An 18,669-nucleotide genomic window follows, 5' to 3' on the forward strand; every position below is an offset into this window, starting at 1 on the left:
AAAGTAATATGAAAAAGTTTATATATACAATTTTACTTGCCCTGTTGATGGCTCCGAATTTTCTAACGGCCCAGGAAAATGCCGGTGCTGTGGGACCAATGTCATCCTATCCGGTAGTGTACAAATATGATGAAGCAGTAACCTGGTATTTTGATCTTTCAGGAACCACGTTTGCAGAAACTGAAGATCTTTACATCTGGATTTGGTCCCCATCTGAGCCTGATGCGGGCAACTGGGAAAACTCTTCTGATTTTGCCAAACTAAAATACGAAGGTGATAAAATCTGGAGTTTTAAGCTGACCCCAACGGCGTATTTTGGTAAAACTCCCGAGGAAATCGCAGCAAGTGCAGGTTTTTGGTTCCGTTTAAAAAACAAAAACGGATCGAAGCAAAGTGATGTTGCCAACATGACGTATACTGATTTTTCCTCCTTTTATACAGCAAACGAATTAATCAGATCCTATCCGGCCAAACCAACAATTGATAAACCGGTAAGTATTTTATTTAATTCGAATTTAAAAGACGGTTTCGCCGGAGTTCCAAGTGTTCACTTCCATAGTGGTTTAAACAACTGGGCTGTTTTGCAGGAATATCAGGCGTGGCTTCCGGAAGTTTCTGAAAAAACAAAACTAAAGGATTTAGGAAATGGTTTTTACAGAATGGATTTGATTCCACAGGAATATTATAATACGGAACCTGGTTTTGTTATGGAAAACATTACGTTTTTAATGGTAGCAAAAGACTGGACCACTAATTCCGGTGATCAGATTATATATGCAGGCGAATTTGTGCCGCCACCGCCGCCTGTTTTTGCTTTTTTCCCTTTACAGATCAGTCAGAAAGACTTTTTGGGAATGTCAAGAAAAAACAATGAATCGGGGGTAAACAAATTGATTTACACCATTACAGCCGGCAGTAAAACCTTTTCTGGTGAGTTTTCGGGAGGAACTGCTGAGATCAAAGGATTTGTCAATTTAGTTTCAGAACTAAACGGAGTTCCGAATTTAACTGAAATTCATGTCCTGGTAAAAGATAACAAAGACAAAACAATTTCGGATACGTCGATTCCCCTTAAAACTTTAGACAAATAATTCACTATCAAATTAAACACCAATTCTAATGAATAGTAAAAATATAAAAGGAGTCCTGCATCTGATGTGGACTACTAAATCGGCGGTATTGATGATATTCATGCTTTTTCTTTCGGCAGGAGTTTTTGCCCAGGGAAAAAAGCAGGTATCAGGAACCGTTTACGACAATACCGGAAGTGTATTGCCGGGAGCTTCTGTTATTGAGGTGGGAACCAAAAACGGAACAACTACAGACTTTGACGGAAAATTTACTTTGCAGGTAGCGGTAGGAAGTGCCATCGAAGTGTCATTTATAGGCTCCACAACCCAAAAAGTTCAGATCACCGGAACAACTGCTAATCTTGATGTTCGTCTGCAAAATGACGGTTATACACTGGCAGAAGTTCAGGTCGTTTCTGTGGGATACGGAAAAGTAAAAAAATCAGACTTAACAGGTGCCATTTCTACCGTTGGAGCAGATGATTTAGTAAAAGGAACCATCTCTTCAACCGAGCAGGTTTTGCAGGGAAAAGTAGCGGGATTGAATATTATTCGTCCCTCCGGTGATCCGGCTGCAGGTGCTACAATCCGTTTGCGTGGGGGAACTTCGCTTACAGCAAGTAACAGTCCGTTGATCGTGGTTGATGGTATTGCAGGAGTTGATATTAATGTGGTTCAGCCTTCCGATATCAAATCGGTAGACGTTTTAAAAGATGCTTCGGCAACGGCTATTTACGGTTCAAGAGGTGCCAACGGAGTCATCATGATTACAACCAAATCAGGGACAAAAGGAGTTTCTGTCGTTTACAGCGGCTTATCGAGTATTGGTTACGTTGCAGATAATTTAGATCTTTTATCTGCCAATCAATGGAGAGGTTATGTACGTGATACCGGAAATACGGATGCTGTTGATTATGGTGGAAATACCAACTGGCAGAAAGCCATCGAACAGACCGCTATTTCACAATCCCACACTTTAAGTATCAATTCCGGAAAAGCAGACAGCGGTTTCAGAACTTCGATTTCGTATTTGAATAATGAAGGGGTTATAAAAAAATCCGGCCTGGAAAGAATCAGCGGAAACGTTAGCGCTTACCAATATCTTGGCGATAACAAAGACGTGAAATTTGATATGGGATTGTTTGCCAATATCGATAAATGGAATCCTATCGATTACAGGATTTTTGAACGTGCTTACAATTTAAATCCAACGATTCCGGTCTATGACGCCAATGGAAATTTTTCTTCTGTGAGTGGAAATATCTATGAAAACCCGGTTGAAATTCTAACCAACAGAACTGTTGATAATGAGAGACACAGACTTTTGGGATATTTTAAAACGGAAGTTAAATTCCTGAGCGATTTTACAGCTTCAGCTAATATTTCCCTGGAACATAATGCCGTAAAAGGTGGAACATACAAACCATCCTACGCCGTTATGGAAGGGAGAACAGAAGATGGCTACGCACAAAGAACCTATGCAGAATACACCAACGCGCAGGGTGAAATCTTTGTGAATTACAACAAAACTTTAGACAAACATACGATTGGAGCCTTAGCCGGATATTCCTATTTTGAAAATATATATGAAGGTTTCGGAGCACAAAGAAGTGGTTTTGTAACAGATGCTTTTGGCTATAATAACTTAGGTGCCGGTTACAATTATCGTTTGGGCGATGTGTATTCCTATAAAGGGAAATCAAACCTGGTTTCGTTTTTTGCGCGTGCGAATTATTCTTACGACGGAAAATATCTTCTGACTGCTACGGTAAGACGTGACGGTTCAAGCCGCTTTGGAGAAAACAACAAATGGGGAACTTTCCCGTCTGCTTCTGCTGCCTGGAAAATTTCAGGTGAAGAATTTATGAGTTCTTCCAAAGGCTGGCTGGATAACCTGAAACTAAGAGTAGGTTACGGAGTTACCGGTAATCAGGACGGAATTGGGGAATACAAATCACTTTCTATTTTAGGAGTTGGAAACGACAGTTATTACGATCCGGTTACGAAGACATGGAGTTTAGCTTATTCTCCGAAACAAAACCCGAATGCTGATCTGAAATGGGAATCCACGCAACAAATTAATATTGGGGTAGATTTCGGTTTATTCAACAGAATTACGGGTTCATTCGAATGGTATTCCAAAACGACAAAAGATTTATTATATACCTACGAAGTACCACAGCCTCCTTATTTAGTAGGAACAATGCTGGCCAACGTGGGTGAAATGTCCAATAAAGGTGTGGAACTTACTTTGAATGCCAACATCATCAAAGGCGATAAGTTTACCTGGGATGCGAATCTGACTTTAGGGCACAACATTCAGAAAATTGAAAAATTATCAAATCCAACGTATAAAACAGATGTCATCTACAGCGGCTCTTTACACGGATTAGCAGGGATGTCCGGACAATATTCGCAGGTTATTGCTGAAGGATATCCGGTTGGAACTTTCTGGGGTTTTCAAAGTGCAGGACTGGATGCCGATGGAAAAATGTTATACTACAATGCCGCAGGGGAGACGGTAGCAGAGAGTGCTTTGGTGGATGCAGATAAAAAAGATTTAGGAAATGTACAGCCGGATCTGACTTTAGGAATCGGAATGAACTTTACCTACGGAAATTTTGATCTTGGTATTTCAGGATACGGAATGTTTGGACAAAAAGCCTTAAATGCGACCAATATGATGCTGAACGATCCGAACAGATTACCGGCTTTCAACGTTCCGGATGATTTCCTGTCAAGCGGAATCACTTCAGCGCCGAAATACTCCAGCTACTGGATAGAGGATGCTTCTTTCTTCAGGCTTCAGACCCTTTCTGTTGGGTATACATTACCCTTGAAATACAAAAGCTCTAAGCTCAGAATTTATCTAATGGGAGAAAACCTTGCTGTATTTACAAATTATAAAGGAGTGGATCCGGAAATTGGTTTAAATGCACAGGATGGTGCAGACCAAACCGGATTAGCCTCGCCTGGAATTGACCGATACAACAATTATCCACGACCAACAACGATTTCTGTTGGATTAAATTTTACGCTGAATAACTAAGCGAATTGATAACCATAAAATATTAAAAATGAAAATCAAAATAACAGCAGCGATACTTTTAAGCATGCTTTTTACGGTGTCATGTACAAATTTGAATGAAGATCTGTATGATAAAGTAGAAGACGGAAATTTTGGAAACACTCCAAAAGAAATTGATGCGCTGGTAGGTGGAGCCTATTCTTCGTTAAGAGGATTTGCAGACGGGATATCCAATAATTATCCAACTTGCGAATATGTTTTCTTTTTGAATGAAGTGGTGTCTGATGAAGCTACCATTCCAACCAGAGGAACCAACTGGTATGACGGCGGACAATATCAGGACGCACAAAAACATACCTGGAAAGCAGACAACAGAATGATCCTTTCGGCCTGGCGTTATAATTACACCGGAATTGCCAAAATCAATGCGATCATTTATCAAATTGACAAATCTTCCCTGACCACTCAGGCAAAAACACCGATTTATGCGGAGTTAAAAGCGTTAAGAGCCTACTACTATTACAATCTTTTGGATATGTTTGGTAATGTGCCAATCGTAACCAATTTTGAAGACCTGGATTTACCGTCTAATTCGACAAGAAAACAGGTGTATGATTTTGTAGAGAAAGAATTGCTGGATGCCATTCCGTATTTGAATTCTAACATTGTATATTCTAAACTGACCAAAAATGTGGCCTATTCTATTTTGGCCAGGTTGTATCTTAATTCAGAAGCATTCATCGGGACAGCGCGTTGGCAGGATTGCCTGTCCATGTGCCAGAAAGTTACAGGTTATACTTTGACACCGGATTTCTTCGCCAATTTTGCAACAGAAAATCAAACTTCGACTGAAATTATTTTTGCCATTCCGTACGATTCAAAAGCGGGAACAGTAGGGAATTATATGAGTTCCATGTCTTGTCATTATTTGCACAAACTAACGCTTTCGCCAACAGGAAATTATCCGTGGAGTGCCAACGGAATGTGTGCACAACCGGGAGTTTATTCTGCCTTTGCCGATACCGATAAAAGAAAAAAATGTATGGTTGCAGGTGATCAGATCAATCTGGCAACTGGCTCTGTCATTATTATGGATAACGGAGAACCGCTTACTTACACAGAGAACCTGACAAGTTTAGCCGATGCTAAAGAAAATGAAGGAATCCGTTTAGGTAAATATGAAATGAAAGCCGGAGAAAACTGGGAACGTGACCATGATTTTGTACTCATTCGTTATGCCGAAATCCTAATGATGCAGGCAGAATGTTATGTACGTTTAGGTTCCGCAGATTTAGCAAAACCATTTTTACAACAAATAACAGCACGTGCGGGAGAAGAAATGCCGGCAACAATCGATCTTAATTTCATTGATCAGGAATTACTTAAGGAATTTACTTTTGAAGGAAGAAGAAGAACAGATAACATCCGTTTTGGAACTTTCTTTTTACCATGGTGGGAAAAAGGAGCAACTCCTAAAACCAGGGCTATTTTTCCGATCCCAAGCAGTGTTTTAACGACCAATAAAAATCTGGTTCAGAATCCCGGGTATCCTGTAAATTAGATTCTGGAATGTCAGTCTTCCCTGTTGGTTAGTCGCGGAAGGCTGACATATTTTTAAATACTCACTTTCCAAAAAAAATATTTTTAGCCACAGATTAAAAAGATTCTCACAGATTCTAAAGTTAAGAAAACAGTACATAAAATCTTTTTTAATCTCTGATCCCGATAGCTATCGGGACTGGTAAAAAAAAGAGAATATTAAATTTTACAAATATTTTTAATTACAGTGAAAGACGAGTTATAAAAACAAATATCAATTAAAATGAAAAAATACATCACATTATTATTTTGTGTAATTGTGAATTTTTTAGTGGCACTCGGTTGTAGCAGCGACGATAAAAATTCAGATACACCTGTAACGCCGGAAACAATTGCGCCGGTTGCCATTGAAAAAACAAACAGCACCAAAATTTATGTGCACTACATGCCGTGGTTTGAAACCAATGAAAGTAGTGCCGATAAAAAATGGGGATATCACTGGACAATGGCCAACAAAAATCCAAATACTATAGATGCAAATAACCGCAGGGAAATTGCATCGTATTATTACCCGCTTATCGGTCCTTATCATTCAGGCGATAAAAATGTGATTGAAAACCATTTATTACTGATGAAATATTCAGGAATTGATGGTGTTTTGATTGATTGGTACGGTACTTATGATGTTTTCGATTACAGAATGGTAAAAGAAAATACAGAACAGCTTATTGCTATGCTGGACAAAGTTGGATTGGAATATGCTATTGTTTATGAAGACCGGGTAACAAAAAGTGCTGTCGATGCCGGAAAAGCCATTTCTGTTACCAGCGCCGCAAAAACCGATTTAGCGTACATGGAAAAAAATTATTTCGACGATAAAAATTATATCAAAATCAATGGAAAACCTTTGCTGCTGAATTTCGGACCAATCGTTTTGCAAACACCGGCAGAATGGACCAATGTTTTTAATACCCTGACCGTAAAACCAACTTTTATAACCCTTTGGGACCAATCGATTGAAGCCGGAGAAAATGCGTCAGGAGAATATGCCTGGGTGTATAAAAACAGCACCTATCTGACTAATTTTTATACGAATACAAAACCAAAACTTTCGGTAGCAATAGGAAGTGCTTATCCCGGTTTTAAAGATTTTTATGCCCAGGGAGGCGGCGGAGCAGCAATTGGATGGACAATCGAGCCTAATAACGGAGCTACACTCGATGAAACACTTGCGATGGCTAAAAATGCCAATCTAAATTATCTGCAATTAATTACATGGAATGACTTTGGAGAAGGTACGATGTTCGAACCCACAGTGGAATTTGGATACACCTATATCGAAAAAGTAAAAGCCTTTGCCGGAGTTAAAAGTGCCGAAAATGTATTCCCTGATATTAGCCAGTTATACAATTTACGCATACAAAAGAAAGGGAATGCCGATGCCCAGAAAAAATTAGACCAGGCTTTCAATTATTTTGTTTCTATGCAGTCCGCTAAAGCAAAAGAATTACTTAATGAAATTAAATAAGAGTTGTAATTAATACAATTAGATAATGAAAAACATAAGATATAGCTATTGCCTGATTACTTTAGCATCCATGCTGATTTTTGCCTGCAGTACTAAAAAAACATATACCATAAGTTCACCTGATAAAAATGCTACATTAGTTTTTGAATTAACAGCGTCAGGCCAGCCTCAATACAGCTTTTCTTCGAATGGGAAATCGGTTATAGAACCTTCTTTGCTGGGATTTGAATTTCAGGGAATCCAGAAAATGACCGATCATTTTGAGGTCGTTTCAACCGAAGAAAAAACGGCTGATGAAACCTGGGAACAGCCCTGGGGAGAATTCAAAAAAGTAAGGGATCACCATACCGAAATGATTGTTCACCTGAAAGAATCTGAAGGCGAAGAGCGTTTGGTTGATATTATTTTCAGGGTTTTTGATGACGGTTTAGGATTTCGGTATGAATTTCCGAAACAGCCCCATTTAGGGAAAGTAAAAATCTCAAATGAAGTTACCCAATTTACGTTCAAAGATAATAATGACGTTTGGTGGATTCCCGTACATCGCGAAAACAGCTATTACGAAAGCACCTATCGCAAAACGTTAATGAGTAAAACGGATACGATCAATACACCGGCAACTTTTGAAACGAAAGACAAATTGTATGTTGCCATTCATGAAGCGAATCTGACAGACTTTGCGTCAATGACTTTATTAAAAACTTCCGACAAGCAATACAAAAGTGATCTGGTGGCCTGGGCAGATGGTGTAAAAGTCTATGCGGAAACGCCTTTTAAAACACCCTGGAGAACAATTGTGGTTGGTAAAACACCCGGAGATGTCGCTACTTCAACCATTATGCTAAATTTAAATGAGCCTTCCAAAATTGAAGATTTATCCTGGATCACCCCTTCTAAGTATATTGGAATCTGGTGGGGAATGCATTTAGAAAAATTCACTTGGGGGCAAGGCCCAAAACACGGTGCTACGACTAAGAATACCAAAGAATACATTGATTTTGCTGCGAAAAACAATTTTGACGGCGTTCTGGTGGAAGGCTGGAACGAAGGCTGGGACGGCGACTGGACTGCCGACGGATCTGCTTTCAGTTTTGTAAAAGCATATCCTGATTTTAATCTGGAAGAAATTACCAAATATGCAGCCATGAAAAATGTTCGTTTAATCGGACATCATGAAACGGCCGGAGCTACTAAAAATTACGAAAGCCAGCTGGAAGATGCTTTTAAACTGTATCAGAAAATGGGAGTAAATTCCGTAAAGACCGGTTATGTAAACAAATATTTAGATAAAAAAGAATGGCACGACAGCCAATACGGAGCGCGCCATTACAGAAAAGTAATCGAAACAGCTGCGAAATATCATATCATGATCGATAATCACGAACCGATGAAAGGAACGGGAATACAACGTACGTATCCAAACTTCATGTCGCAGGAGGGCGGAAGAGGGCAGGAATACAACGCGTGGTCCGCAGATGGCGGAAATACTCCCGAGCATCTGACGACTTTGCCTTTTACCAGAATGTTATCCGGTCCTTTTGATTATACTCCGGGTAATTTCAATTTTGATTATAAAACGCCTTCAGGAGCCAGGGTACAGACTACCTTAGCCAATCAGCTTGCCTTGTATGTAATTATTTTCAGTCCGCTGCAAATGGCTTCAGACTTACCTGAAAATTACGTAGGAAAGCCGGAATTTCAATTTATTAAAGACGTTCCGTGTACATGGTCTGATACGAAGGTTTTAGATTCCAAAATTGGAGAATATACTACAATTGTCCGTAAAGACTGGAATGAAAAAAATTGGTATCTGGGTTCTATTACCAACAGTAATGCCCGTGACCTGAAAGTAACGCTGTCATTTTTAGATCAAAACAAAGAGTACGAAGCAGAAATATACGCAGATGGAGTGGGAGCCAATTATAAAACAAATCCGTATCCGGTTACTATTTCGAAACAAAAAGTAAATAACAAAACAGTTTTAGATATAAAACTGGCAGCTGGCGGAGGAACAGCCATAAAGTTTACTCCAATAGAAAAATAAGTTGGTTGAGTTTATTTGAGTTAAGTTGAGCAACAAACCCGATTTCTGAGAAGAGGTCGGGTTTGTTTTTTGAGGTTCTTAGATTCTGAGATTCTGAGGTACAAAGGTTCAGAGTTACAAAGGTTCAAAGATGAAAGATATAAGCGTTTAAAAGTGTAAAATTAAGGATGTAGGAAGACCACGGTTTTTAATTGCATGCAGCTTTAGTTAGAGGTAAAAGGATGATGCTAGAAAGGGCTTTAGCCAAAATTTCTATTCTCTTTCATCTTTCATCTTTCATCTTTCATCTTTCATCTTTCATCTATTTTCTTTCATCTAAACCCTGTTATAATCCGCTTTCCAATGAACAATTGCTTTTTTGATGGCGGCTCCGGTCAGGCTGTTTTTAAGGGTGTCTTCTACAAGGGGTAACAACTCATCGTCCGGTGCAAATCGCAGGGCAAATAGCTGATCGTCGGTTAATTTGTATTCAAATTCTTCGAATCTTTTTCCTGAAACTGTAAAATACCGGTACCGAAGCTCCAGTCTGACAATTCTGTTTTGTAGCGTTAAGGCATAATGCTGGCGCAACATAAAAGCAAGGCAAAACAAAAAGATAAAACCAACACTGATAAAGGCCCAGATTAACTTTTCATCTTCGGTAAAAGCAAAATAAATACTGCTAATCAAAAATGCAATCAGAATTGGATAGTATACAAAATGGTGTGGAGGATAAAACCGAATATGATTTTGGTACGTTTGAATTTTCATAATGATTTGGTTTATGAGATATGTGGTAAAAGTATAAAAGCTATTCTAATAAAAGAATAGCTTTTTTTTCAAAATAAACTAACAACCAATATTTTATAATTTAAATCTTTGAATGTAATTTATAAGAGTGAGTTTTTATAAATACAAAGAGTTTAAATTATTTCAATACCTTAAAACCTTTTGGTAAAATTATTGGATTACCTAAAGAAGCTGTTACATTTTAAAATCATAATCTTATACAATTCAAATATCAATCATCTTTTTTTTTTTAAAGTGTAGTTATAACTTTCCATTCCTTTAATTTTGACTCAAATGACTTACTCGCATTTGCAGGACTAGATGACGGTAAAGTTATGAGTTGGAATGTTTTGTCGATAGAAACGTATTTTTTAAAAAATGCCGCTGCTTTTTGTCCGTTAAACAAAATGGTTGTGATGTTGGGATGCTCTGCTAAAAATGTCTCAAAGTCATTTGCAATTTCATTTTTTATGGCACTGTCTAAACTTCCGACTCTGTCGCAAAATTGTAAAACATCCCATACAGCAATTTTATGCTTCATCAGGATTGTTTTTTTAGTGTCATAATCAGACGTACTATCTTCTTGTAAGATGGTAAAAATAAACTTCCAGAAATTATTCTGGGCGTGGCCATAGTATTGATTCAATTCCAAAGATTTTGTCCCGGGCATTGTGCCCAATATCAACAGGTTAGCGTCTTTGGCGCTTATAGGAGAGAAAGAGAAACTTTTCATGCTTTTTTATTAAGGTGAAAGGTGCTGTACAGCTTAAATCATTTAGAGTTAATTATAAAACAATTTACAAAAATTATATAACACTTTTCGCTGTTGATTATTGCAACTTTGAACTAGATATTTTTAAGGAATTTTTCTATAAAAGAAACGTTCTTTATTACATCTATAAGTAGCAGATTATCAAATTTAAATACAGGTAAAATGAAAGTAGTTACTATAAATACAGAGAAAATTAAAGATATTTTTGAAGCTTTGGCTTTAAATATTGGAGGTAAAGCAACTTTTGATTTAGACGAATATACTTTAGAGTTTAATAATAGTTTTGCTAAGGGGTCGATTATTGGATCCTCTTTTAATGATGCTATTTCCTATGTTCAGTTTGATATGACTTTTTCTGCTGACGTACAGATGAATATTGCAAATCCAAAATCATCTCCTGTCTATTTTGCCTATTGCTCTAAAGGAAATTTGTCTCATAGTTTCGGAATTTTAGGCGAGGAAAGAAAACTAAAAACCTTTCAGACTGCGATACTTTCTTCCAAAAAAGAAAATGAAAACGTTTTGTTTTTTGAAAAAGGCATCAAAACCAAATTTACATTGATTATTGTTGGAACTCACCTTTCCGAACAAAATCAGACCAATTCGCTGAATGCAAAAGTAAAGGAAACATTTTTTGAAAACAGCGCACGCGAAGATTTCTTTTATCTGGGTTCTTATAATTTAAGAATTGGTGAAAAAATAGAACAATTAAATGCTGTAACCCAAACGGGTATTGTTCGTAATTTACTGAAAGAAGGTATTTTAAGAATTATCCTGGCTATGGAAATTCAGCAGCATACAGACGATTTAGCGGCTACCTCAAAAGATACCAATTGTCTTACCTTAAAAGAAATGGAAGAAATTAGAGAACTTTCAGAAGCTATAAAAGCAAATCCTGAAGAGGCTTTCACCATAAAATCATTAAGTAAAAAATCCGGCCTGTCTCCGAATAAACTGCAGGAAGGGTTTAAGATGATTCACAATCGTACCGTTAACGATTACATAACACATATGAGAGTTTTAAAAGCTGAAATCCTAATCAGAACTTCCGATTTAAACATCTCGGAAATCGTTTACTGTATTGGTTTTACAAGCAGAAGTTACTTCTCCAAAATCTTCAAACAAAAATTCAATTGCAGTCCAAAAGAATATAAATTCAATTTGAATCCTTTGGCTATTACAGCTTAATTTATTTAAAGTTTCTAAGCTGCTAAGGTACTAAGGCTCTGAGGAAAATCAGAATCTTAGTCATTCAGTAGCTTCGTATCTAAAAATCAATTGAATCCTTTGGCTATTAGAGCTTGATTTATGAGGATTTAAGTTCTTAAGGTGATAAGGATCTAATAAAAAAAACTTAGAAACTTAGAAGCTCAGCACCTCAGTATCTAAAAAACATATATATTTGCATAACTAATTATGTAATTAACTATATTATGAATTTTTTTGATAAAGTAGGCAAGGTAGCTTTAGGAAGCCGTCTTCGATTGATGACCGCTGCGATTACAGATGATGCAGCTAAAATATACGAGTTGTACGGGATCAGTTTTATGCCCAAATGGTTTCCGGTTTTTTATATGCTGACCGAAGAAAGAGAAATTACCATCACTGAAATTGCCAATGAAATTGGACATTCGCAACCTTCAGTGAGTAAAATTATTCAGGAAATGACGACGGCGGGGCTCGTTCAGGAAAATCTGAAAACAACCGATAAACGCAGAAATAGTGTTGCTTTGACCAGCCAGGGGATAGTGGTTTCGAAAGAATTAAAACTACAATGGGTCGATGTTGAGGCTGCTGTTGAGTCTTTAATAACAGAATCAAACCATAACCTGTGGGCTGCACTGGAAGAATGGGAGTTTTTGCTGGAACAAAAATCACTGCTGAAAAGAGTGATTGAAAACAAAAAAATACGCGAAAGCCAGGACGTGCAGATTGTAGCCTTTGAACCAAAATACCTTGACGCTTTTAAAGCCCTTAACGTAGAATGGATTTCGACTTATTTTGAAATGGAAGCAGCAGATTATAAAGCATTAGACAATCCGCAGGAATATATTCTGGACAAAGGCGGTAAAATCTTTGTGGCTTTATACCATGATGAACCGGTTGGTGTCTGTGCGTTAATCAAAATGAAGGATGAAAACTATGATTTTGAAATGGCAAAAATGGCTGTTTCACCAAAAGCACAAGGGAAAAACATAGGCTGGCTATTGGGTCAGGCTATTGTAAACAGTGCAAAAGAACAAGGAGCAAAGAAAATATACCTGGAGAGTAATACGATCCTTAAGCCCGCTATCAACCTGTATCATAAATTAGGATTCCAGAAAGTTTCGGGTCTCGCGACACCTTATAAACGTTGTAATATTCAGATGGAGTTGGTTATTGCATAAAGTTGCTAAGGTTCTGAGTTGCTAAGTTTCTAAGAGAAGACTTAGTGTCTTAGGAACTCAGAACCTTAGAACCTTAAAAAAGACCTCAGCGATGAAATCTGTAATACTCTAAATCAACATGTTTTTTACCTTCGATCGAACATAAAATCGAATTCATTCCAATGACACTGAAGGTAATTCCGTTTCCTCCGAAGCCTAAAACGTAATGTTCGTTTTTATTTGGATCCGGTTTTCCTAAATAGGGTAAACCATCCTTGGTTTCACCAAAGGTACCTGCCCAGGAATAATCAATTTTGAAGTCGATATTTGGGAATTTCCTTTGGAATTTTTTTAATAGAAATTGTTCTTTTTTTGGCAATATTTTATCACGCTTCTTAGAATCTTTAAATTCTTCGTCACCGCCTCCCGCAATGATTCGGTTGTCCTGCGTTCCGCGGAAATATAAATACGGAGAAGAGGTGTCCCAAAAGACCGCATTTTTAAAAGCTTTAGGTAAATCCGGAAGACTCTCGGAAGTAATTACAAACGTGCTTTTCAGGTCAACAACTTTCTCTGTGAGTGTTTCGGTACTTTCATAACCGCTGCAGTGTATGACATGATCGGTGGTCACTTTAAATTTGGTATCTGTGTATGCAATAACTTTTCCTTTATGGTCCTGAGTGGATGTAATATTGGTACGGTCCAGAATTTGCATTCCTTTTTTCTCACAATACTGTATTAGATCCTGAGCCAGTTTATACGGATCCATAACAGCTGCTGTTTTAGATTCTATGGCAGCAAGGGCATTGAGTCCTAATTTTTCAAGATCCCACTTTTCCAGCCAGCTTACATCGAAACCATTTTCTTTTCTGGATTTAAATTCGGCCTTCAGGAAAGGAAGATCCTTTTTTAAGGAACAGAAATAAATGCTTTTTTTGAATTCAAACTGGCAGTCGCTTTTTATGGTATCGATTATATTTCGCAGGTCAAAAATGGCTTTTTTTCCATTTCTGTAACTGTCAACAGCACATTGTAATCCTCTGATTTTTATTAATTCATGTAAAGATATGTCTATTTCATACTGAAGTAATGCGGTACTTGCGGCGGTACTCCCGTTGCAAATATCACGGCGATCCACCATAATTACTTTTTTTCCTTCGTTTATGAGTTTATAGGCGGTCAGTGCTCCGGTAATTCCTGCGCCGATAATTAGGATTTCTGTCTCTAAATCTGAATCTATTGACGGATAACTTACTTCCATGGCATACTTTAATGGCCAGAAGGTTTCTGTTGAACGTAGCTTCATTTTTTTGTGATGTTTTTGGTACGTGTTTTTGTCCTGTTTTTATCTTTCCGTTCATGTTGCTCATCTGCTTCAGCAATAGAATGCGATGTTCTCACACTTTCGTCTTTTTTGGCAAGCTCACTAAGTCTGTGGTAATATTTCTGTACGATAATCATCTCTTCTTCAGTCATACTTTCAATATCAACCAGAGTATTGCTTGAATATTCATTTGAAGCAACTAATTCATTTAATTTCAATTGAATAGCCAGAGAATCTTTATTCTGTGCTTTCTGAATTAAAAAGACCATTAGAAAAGTAATAATTGTCGTTCCGGTATTGATTACCAGTTGCCAGGTTTCAGAGTAGTTGAAAATGGGGCCTGAAGCAGCCCACACGACAACAATTAAAAAAGCACTTATAAAAGCAGTTGTACTTCCTGCTGCCTTAGAAACGTGTGTAGCGAATTTTTCGAATGCACCGGTAGTATTCTGTTTTTTCTTTTTCATTTCAATTTAACGTTTACGTTTGCTGACTTTTTCTTCCTTAATCACTTTATTGTTTTTTTCGTCATAGACAGCATCGTTTATCTTTTGTCCTGTCTTACTGAAAATCTTAATTTTCGGATCATCATGCGTACCTGTAATCACAATTGGGAACCCGATAAGGCCAAACAGCGGAAGGCCTAAACGCATTCGTAAATCCAATAAGCCGTCAAAACTGGTGGTTCCTTTTATAGTGGGTTTAAAACCTGCTACCGTAAAAGTAAAGGGCTCAATATGAATCAGGTTGTTATCAATAGTGGAGACAATTTCGATGCCTTTCATATCCGGATTGCTTAAGCCTTTTTGGCCTGTCTGTGAACTTATTCCGTCAAATAATTTCATGCCTTTTACCTGTACATCACGTAAATTCAGTATTCCGCCACCTTCAAGAGATTCATAAATTGGACCCATATTACCGTTCAGATCCCCTTTTATATTATAGTCCACAGAAATGATTCCCTGCGCTTTTTCGGCAGCACTAACCATGTTATGAAACATTGGAATTTCTTTGTAAGCCCTTTGTACACTGAAATCTTTGGCTGTAAAATGAGCGTCAAAATGGGCTGAGGTTGGTGATTCATCTTTGTAGTTGGCATCAATACCCAAAAGGCAGTCAATAATGTTGAAAGTGGTTTTTTCTAAATAAAAATTACCTTTTGTAATTCCCACTTTTCCCGCAAGTTTATTGAAAACCAAACCATTGTATTCTACTTTATCCACGTTTGTTTTCAGTCCGACATTTAAATTTTTAGGAATAATGACCACGCCGCTCATTTTCGGATGGTCTTCTTTGGCGTATTCTACGTCAATATTCCGATCTTTATTTTCTCCTTGCTTAAGTGCCATAAACTCATCAACATTGATCAGTTTTGATTTCATATTAAAATCTCCGCTCAGCGTTCCGTTTGATTCCAGGAAGTAATTAATGGTATTGAGGAGATATCCGTTAATGGCAAAATCTGATTTTCCATAAGAAGCATCAAATTTTTCAAACCACATCTTCTCATTTTGAAAACGAAAATTACCCTGTTTGATAAAAAAGGCTTTTGGGAAAAGTTCAGATGTCGCTTTTATGTTTTTAAGGATGATCGTTCCTTTATTGTCTAATTTGTCATATTGTCCGTTGGTTGCATAACTTTGTTTTCCTTTCAGGGAAAGATCAGCTTTTGCATAACCGGTTATATCAACACCTTTTCGGGAAAAGACTTTGTAAATACGTCCTACATTCAATTCTCCCTTGACTTTTGCATTATAAGCCAAATCACTAAAGTCGGAAAGTGTCGCATTTACATACACAGGATTTCCTTCAAAAGCAAAAGAGGCAGGTGCCACAGAAACAATCAAATCCTTAAATGTTCCGGCTTTGTTGAGTACATTGGCTACCAAAGTAATATCGGTAATCGGATTTGGATAAGATTCTGTTTTGAGCCAGCCGTTTCGCAGTGAGATTCCACCAATCGTTTTAGGAAATAATTTTTTCGTGGTACTGAAAGTTCCTCTTGCCTGAAGATTCGTTTTTAAGATTCCTTTTAATTCAAGTGAAGTCAAACCCAAAGCAGCATCAACTGTTGCGAGATCCAGCGCCCCTTTTACACTGGCATTGACATCCATTTCAGTAAAACCTTTGCTGTGCAGGTACGCTGTGAAATAATCTTTTTCACCAACTTTAAATTTAAGGGTATTTAAATTAATGAGCAGTTTTTCAATATCAAGCGAAGGCATAATGGCATTGAGGTTCATTTGAAAATCTGTCAGTGGAGCAGGGGCGTTTTGATAATTGATTGCGCCTTTTTCAATTTTAAGGTTAAAAGCAAGATCCGGTTTTAGTTTTTTGGCGACATTATAATCTCCTTTAAACGTAAAAAGCAAATCACTGTTCCCGGAAATTTCGGTTTCGTTCATCCAGGTTAAATATTCCGGAGGCATTACGGAAAATAAATCTTTTAAGGTTGTTTTCTCTGATGCCGCTTTGATATTGATTTTATACCCATCTCTTAAAATGGTCAGTAAACCGGTAAATTTCAGTGGTAGTTTATTGATTTTTAATTCATTTTTCTGAAGAATAAAAGAAAGCGCATGCGTATTGATTCTGGTAATTAAATCAGCACGGACTTCTTTCTTTCTGAGGTAAGCGGTTCTGTTGTAATAGAAATCAACGCTGTCAATTTTTGCATCTGTATTTAAATCAAAAATATCTTCACTTAAATTTCCTTTTCCAATATAATTGAAGCCTTTGGCATCTATCAGAATTTTGGCAGAGCGATCGTTGTATTTTACGTGACAGTCTTCAAGGTCAATTCGTTCCAGTCTGAGCGCAGTTCCTTCTTCGGCATCTTCTTTTTGATTTTTTTTATCTTCGGGAGCGATATAAATGTTATAATTGGCCTGTCCTTTTTGGTTGACCATTACATTTATTAAGGCTTTGGAAATATATAATTTGTTGATTTTAACTTCATTGTCGAAAATCAGCCTTTTGAGGTTGATTCCAAAAGCAACCTGCTCGGCTTTTATCAAAGTATCATTGCCGAAAGGAGCGGAGCCGGTCATCGATAAATCATCTAAGGAAACAGTTAAAGAAGGGAAATGTGTAAAAAAAGAAAGTCTTGATTTCGTAAAATCAAGTTTAGTATCCAGCCGTTCATTGGCAATTTTTTTTACTTCAGAAGCGACTTTTCCGGGAAATAAAAGCGGAATCAGGAATAATAACAGCAGGATTGCTGCTGTTATTATTCCTGTTATTTTTAAAAATTTAAGGGCGGTATGTTGGAATGAAAATGGCATGTACAATAGATTTAAAAATTATTCAACACATAAAGGTGAAGATTTTAATTTTGAAAAGGCGGAAAAAAGCAGCGTTTTGATACATTTTACATTTTGCAAATAACAGTTTGCAACTACTTATTTTTTCTCTTTTTGGGCTTCTGCTTTTTTAGCGTCTTCCTCTTTTTGTTTTTCCTCTTTTTCTTTTTGTTCTTTCTCCTTTTTCTCTTTTTCTTTTTCAGCTTTTTCCTGTTGTTCTTCTTTTTTCTCTTTTATTTCTTCCTGTTTTTTCTCTTTTTGTTTTTCTTTTTTCTTGTAATATCCTCTCAACAGGAAATTACTTTTTGCAGCTTCCATATTTTGACTAAAACCTTTGGTTCCGCTTTCGAGATTAGAGAGTGTATTAGAAACGCTGTTGGCCATTTTATCATCTCGGACCAATCGGGCCAGGGCTCCGTTTCCGTTATTCATACTGTGGCTGAAAATTGCCAGTTCATCGGTTATGACGGCAGCATTGTCAACACTTTTCTTAACGCTTTTCATTAAATCCTGCATCTCAATTCCGTTAAGAGAAGCAATTGCACCGTTATTTTCGATTACTTTAGTAGATTTCACTCCCGGAGAAATAGTCAGGACTTTATCGCCCATTAAACCATCAGAACCAATACTGGCACGGGCATCTGTTTTAATGAATTCGCGAACATCATCTTTTATAACCATCGAAACCACAACAGAGGAATCGTTTATCAACCTGATTTCTTCGACTGTTCCGATATTAATTCCTGAAAAACGGACATTATTTCCCACTTCTAAACCGCTGACCGTTTTAAATTGTGAGGTGATATGAAAGGTTGATCCAAATAGATTTTTTTGTTTTCCGATGAAGTAAATTGCCATTATAAAAAGCAACAATCCAACTGTTACAAACATTCCTAATTTCCAAGTATATCCAGATTGCTTATCCATG

At 37.3% G+C, this 18,669-nt stretch carries 13 protein-coding genes; 7 read left to right on the forward strand and 6 right to left on the reverse strand.

Annotated features, from left to right (window positions below):
• The first annotated feature begins 8 nt into the window (after window positions 1-8).
• From EV142_RS16565 to EV142_RS16585, 5 genes are all read left to right on the forward strand, one after another.
• The gene (locus tag EV142_RS16565) at window positions 9-1,091 is read left to right on the forward strand and encodes a hypothetical protein (protein ID WP_132036956.1); all 1,083 of its coding nucleotides are present in this window, start codon (window positions 9-11) and stop codon (window positions 1,089-1,091) included.
• Between the two features lie 28 nt (window positions 1,092-1,119).
• The gene (locus EV142_RS16570; RefSeq protein ID WP_164502535.1) at window positions 1,120-4,119 is read left to right on the forward strand and encodes a SusC/RagA family TonB-linked outer membrane protein; all 3,000 of its coding nucleotides are present in this window, start codon (window positions 1,120-1,122) and stop codon (window positions 4,117-4,119) included.
• A 28-nt stretch (window positions 4,120-4,147) separates the two neighbouring features.
• On the forward strand, window positions 4,148-5,659 hold the full coding sequence (locus EV142_RS16575) for a RagB/SusD family nutrient uptake outer membrane protein (protein ID WP_132036957.1): 1,512 nt from the start codon (window positions 4,148-4,150) through the stop codon (window positions 5,657-5,659).
• Between the two features lie 261 nt (window positions 5,660-5,920).
• Window positions 5,921-7,165 (forward strand): glycoside hydrolase family 71/99-like protein, encoded by a 1,245-nt coding sequence (locus tag EV142_RS16580; RefSeq protein WP_132036958.1) that lies wholly within the window; start codon window positions 5,921-5,923, stop codon window positions 7,163-7,165.
• 25 nt (window positions 7,166-7,190) lie between these two features.
• On the forward strand, window positions 7,191-9,209 hold the full coding sequence (locus tag EV142_RS16585) for a glycoside hydrolase family 97 protein (protein WP_132036959.1): 2,019 nt from the start codon (window positions 7,191-7,193) through the stop codon (window positions 9,207-9,209).
• Window positions 9,210-9,524: 315 nt separating this feature from the next.
• On the opposite strand, the gene EV142_RS16590 is transcribed toward EV142_RS16585, so the two are convergent.
• Both EV142_RS16590 and EV142_RS16595 read right to left on the reverse strand, forming a co-directional pair.
• Entirely contained in the window at window positions 9,525-9,959 is a 435-nt protein-coding gene (locus tag EV142_RS16590; RefSeq protein WP_132036960.1) for a DUF6526 family protein, read from the reverse strand.
• 268 nt (window positions 9,960-10,227) lie between these two features.
• Window positions 10,228-10,710: a DNA-deoxyinosine glycosylase gene (locus EV142_RS16595; RefSeq protein ID WP_132036961.1), complete on the reverse strand. Its 483-nt coding sequence runs from the start codon at window positions 10,708-10,710 to the stop codon at window positions 10,228-10,230.
• A gap of 201 nt (window positions 10,711-10,911) precedes the next feature.
• On the opposite strand from EV142_RS16595, the gene EV142_RS16600 reads away from it, so the two are divergent.
• Together EV142_RS16600 and EV142_RS16605 are read left to right on the forward strand one after the other, a co-directional pair.
• Window positions 10,912-11,937 carry a helix-turn-helix domain-containing protein gene (locus EV142_RS16600; protein ID WP_132036962.1) on the forward strand — a complete coding sequence of 342 codons (1,026 nt, stop codon included), beginning with the start codon at window positions 10,912-10,914 and terminating at the stop codon, window positions 11,935-11,937.
• Between the two features lie 245 nt (window positions 11,938-12,182).
• Window positions 12,183-13,136, forward strand: coding sequence for a bifunctional helix-turn-helix transcriptional regulator/GNAT family N-acetyltransferase (locus tag EV142_RS16605; protein ID WP_132036963.1), 954 nt, complete (start codon window positions 12,183-12,185; stop codon window positions 13,134-13,136).
• An 85-nt stretch (window positions 13,137-13,221) separates the two neighbouring features.
• Here the strand turns inward: EV142_RS16605 and EV142_RS16610 are convergent, their stop codons facing one another.
• The 4 genes from EV142_RS16610 to EV142_RS16625 all read right to left on the reverse strand — a co-directional run bounded on the left by EV142_RS16610 (window position 13,222) and on the right by EV142_RS16625 (window position 18,668).
• On the reverse strand, window positions 13,222-14,421 hold the full coding sequence (locus tag EV142_RS16610; RefSeq protein ID WP_132036964.1) for an NAD(P)/FAD-dependent oxidoreductase: 1,200 nt from the start codon (window positions 14,419-14,421) through the stop codon (window positions 13,222-13,224).
• Window positions 14,418-14,906: a low affinity iron permease family protein gene (locus EV142_RS16615; protein WP_132036965.1), complete on the reverse strand. Its 489-nt coding sequence runs from the start codon at window positions 14,904-14,906 to the stop codon at window positions 14,418-14,420. Before EV142_RS16615 ends, EV142_RS16610 begins: the two co-directional genes overlap by 4 nt.
• 6 nt (window positions 14,907-14,912) lie before the next feature.
• Window positions 14,913-17,723: an AsmA family protein gene (locus EV142_RS16620; protein WP_132036966.1), complete on the reverse strand. Its 2,811-nt coding sequence runs from the start codon at window positions 17,721-17,723 to the stop codon at window positions 14,913-14,915.
• Window positions 17,724-17,840: 117 nt separating this feature from the next.
• Window positions 17,841-18,668: an MlaD family protein gene (locus EV142_RS16625; RefSeq protein ID WP_132036967.1), complete on the reverse strand. Its 828-nt coding sequence runs from the start codon at window positions 18,666-18,668 to the stop codon at window positions 17,841-17,843.
• Window position 18,669: the final 1 nt, after the last annotated feature.

This window comes from Flavobacterium circumlabens, assembly GCF_004345565.1.
GTDB lineage: Bacteria > Bacteroidota > Bacteroidia > Flavobacteriales > Flavobacteriaceae > Flavobacterium > Flavobacterium circumlabens.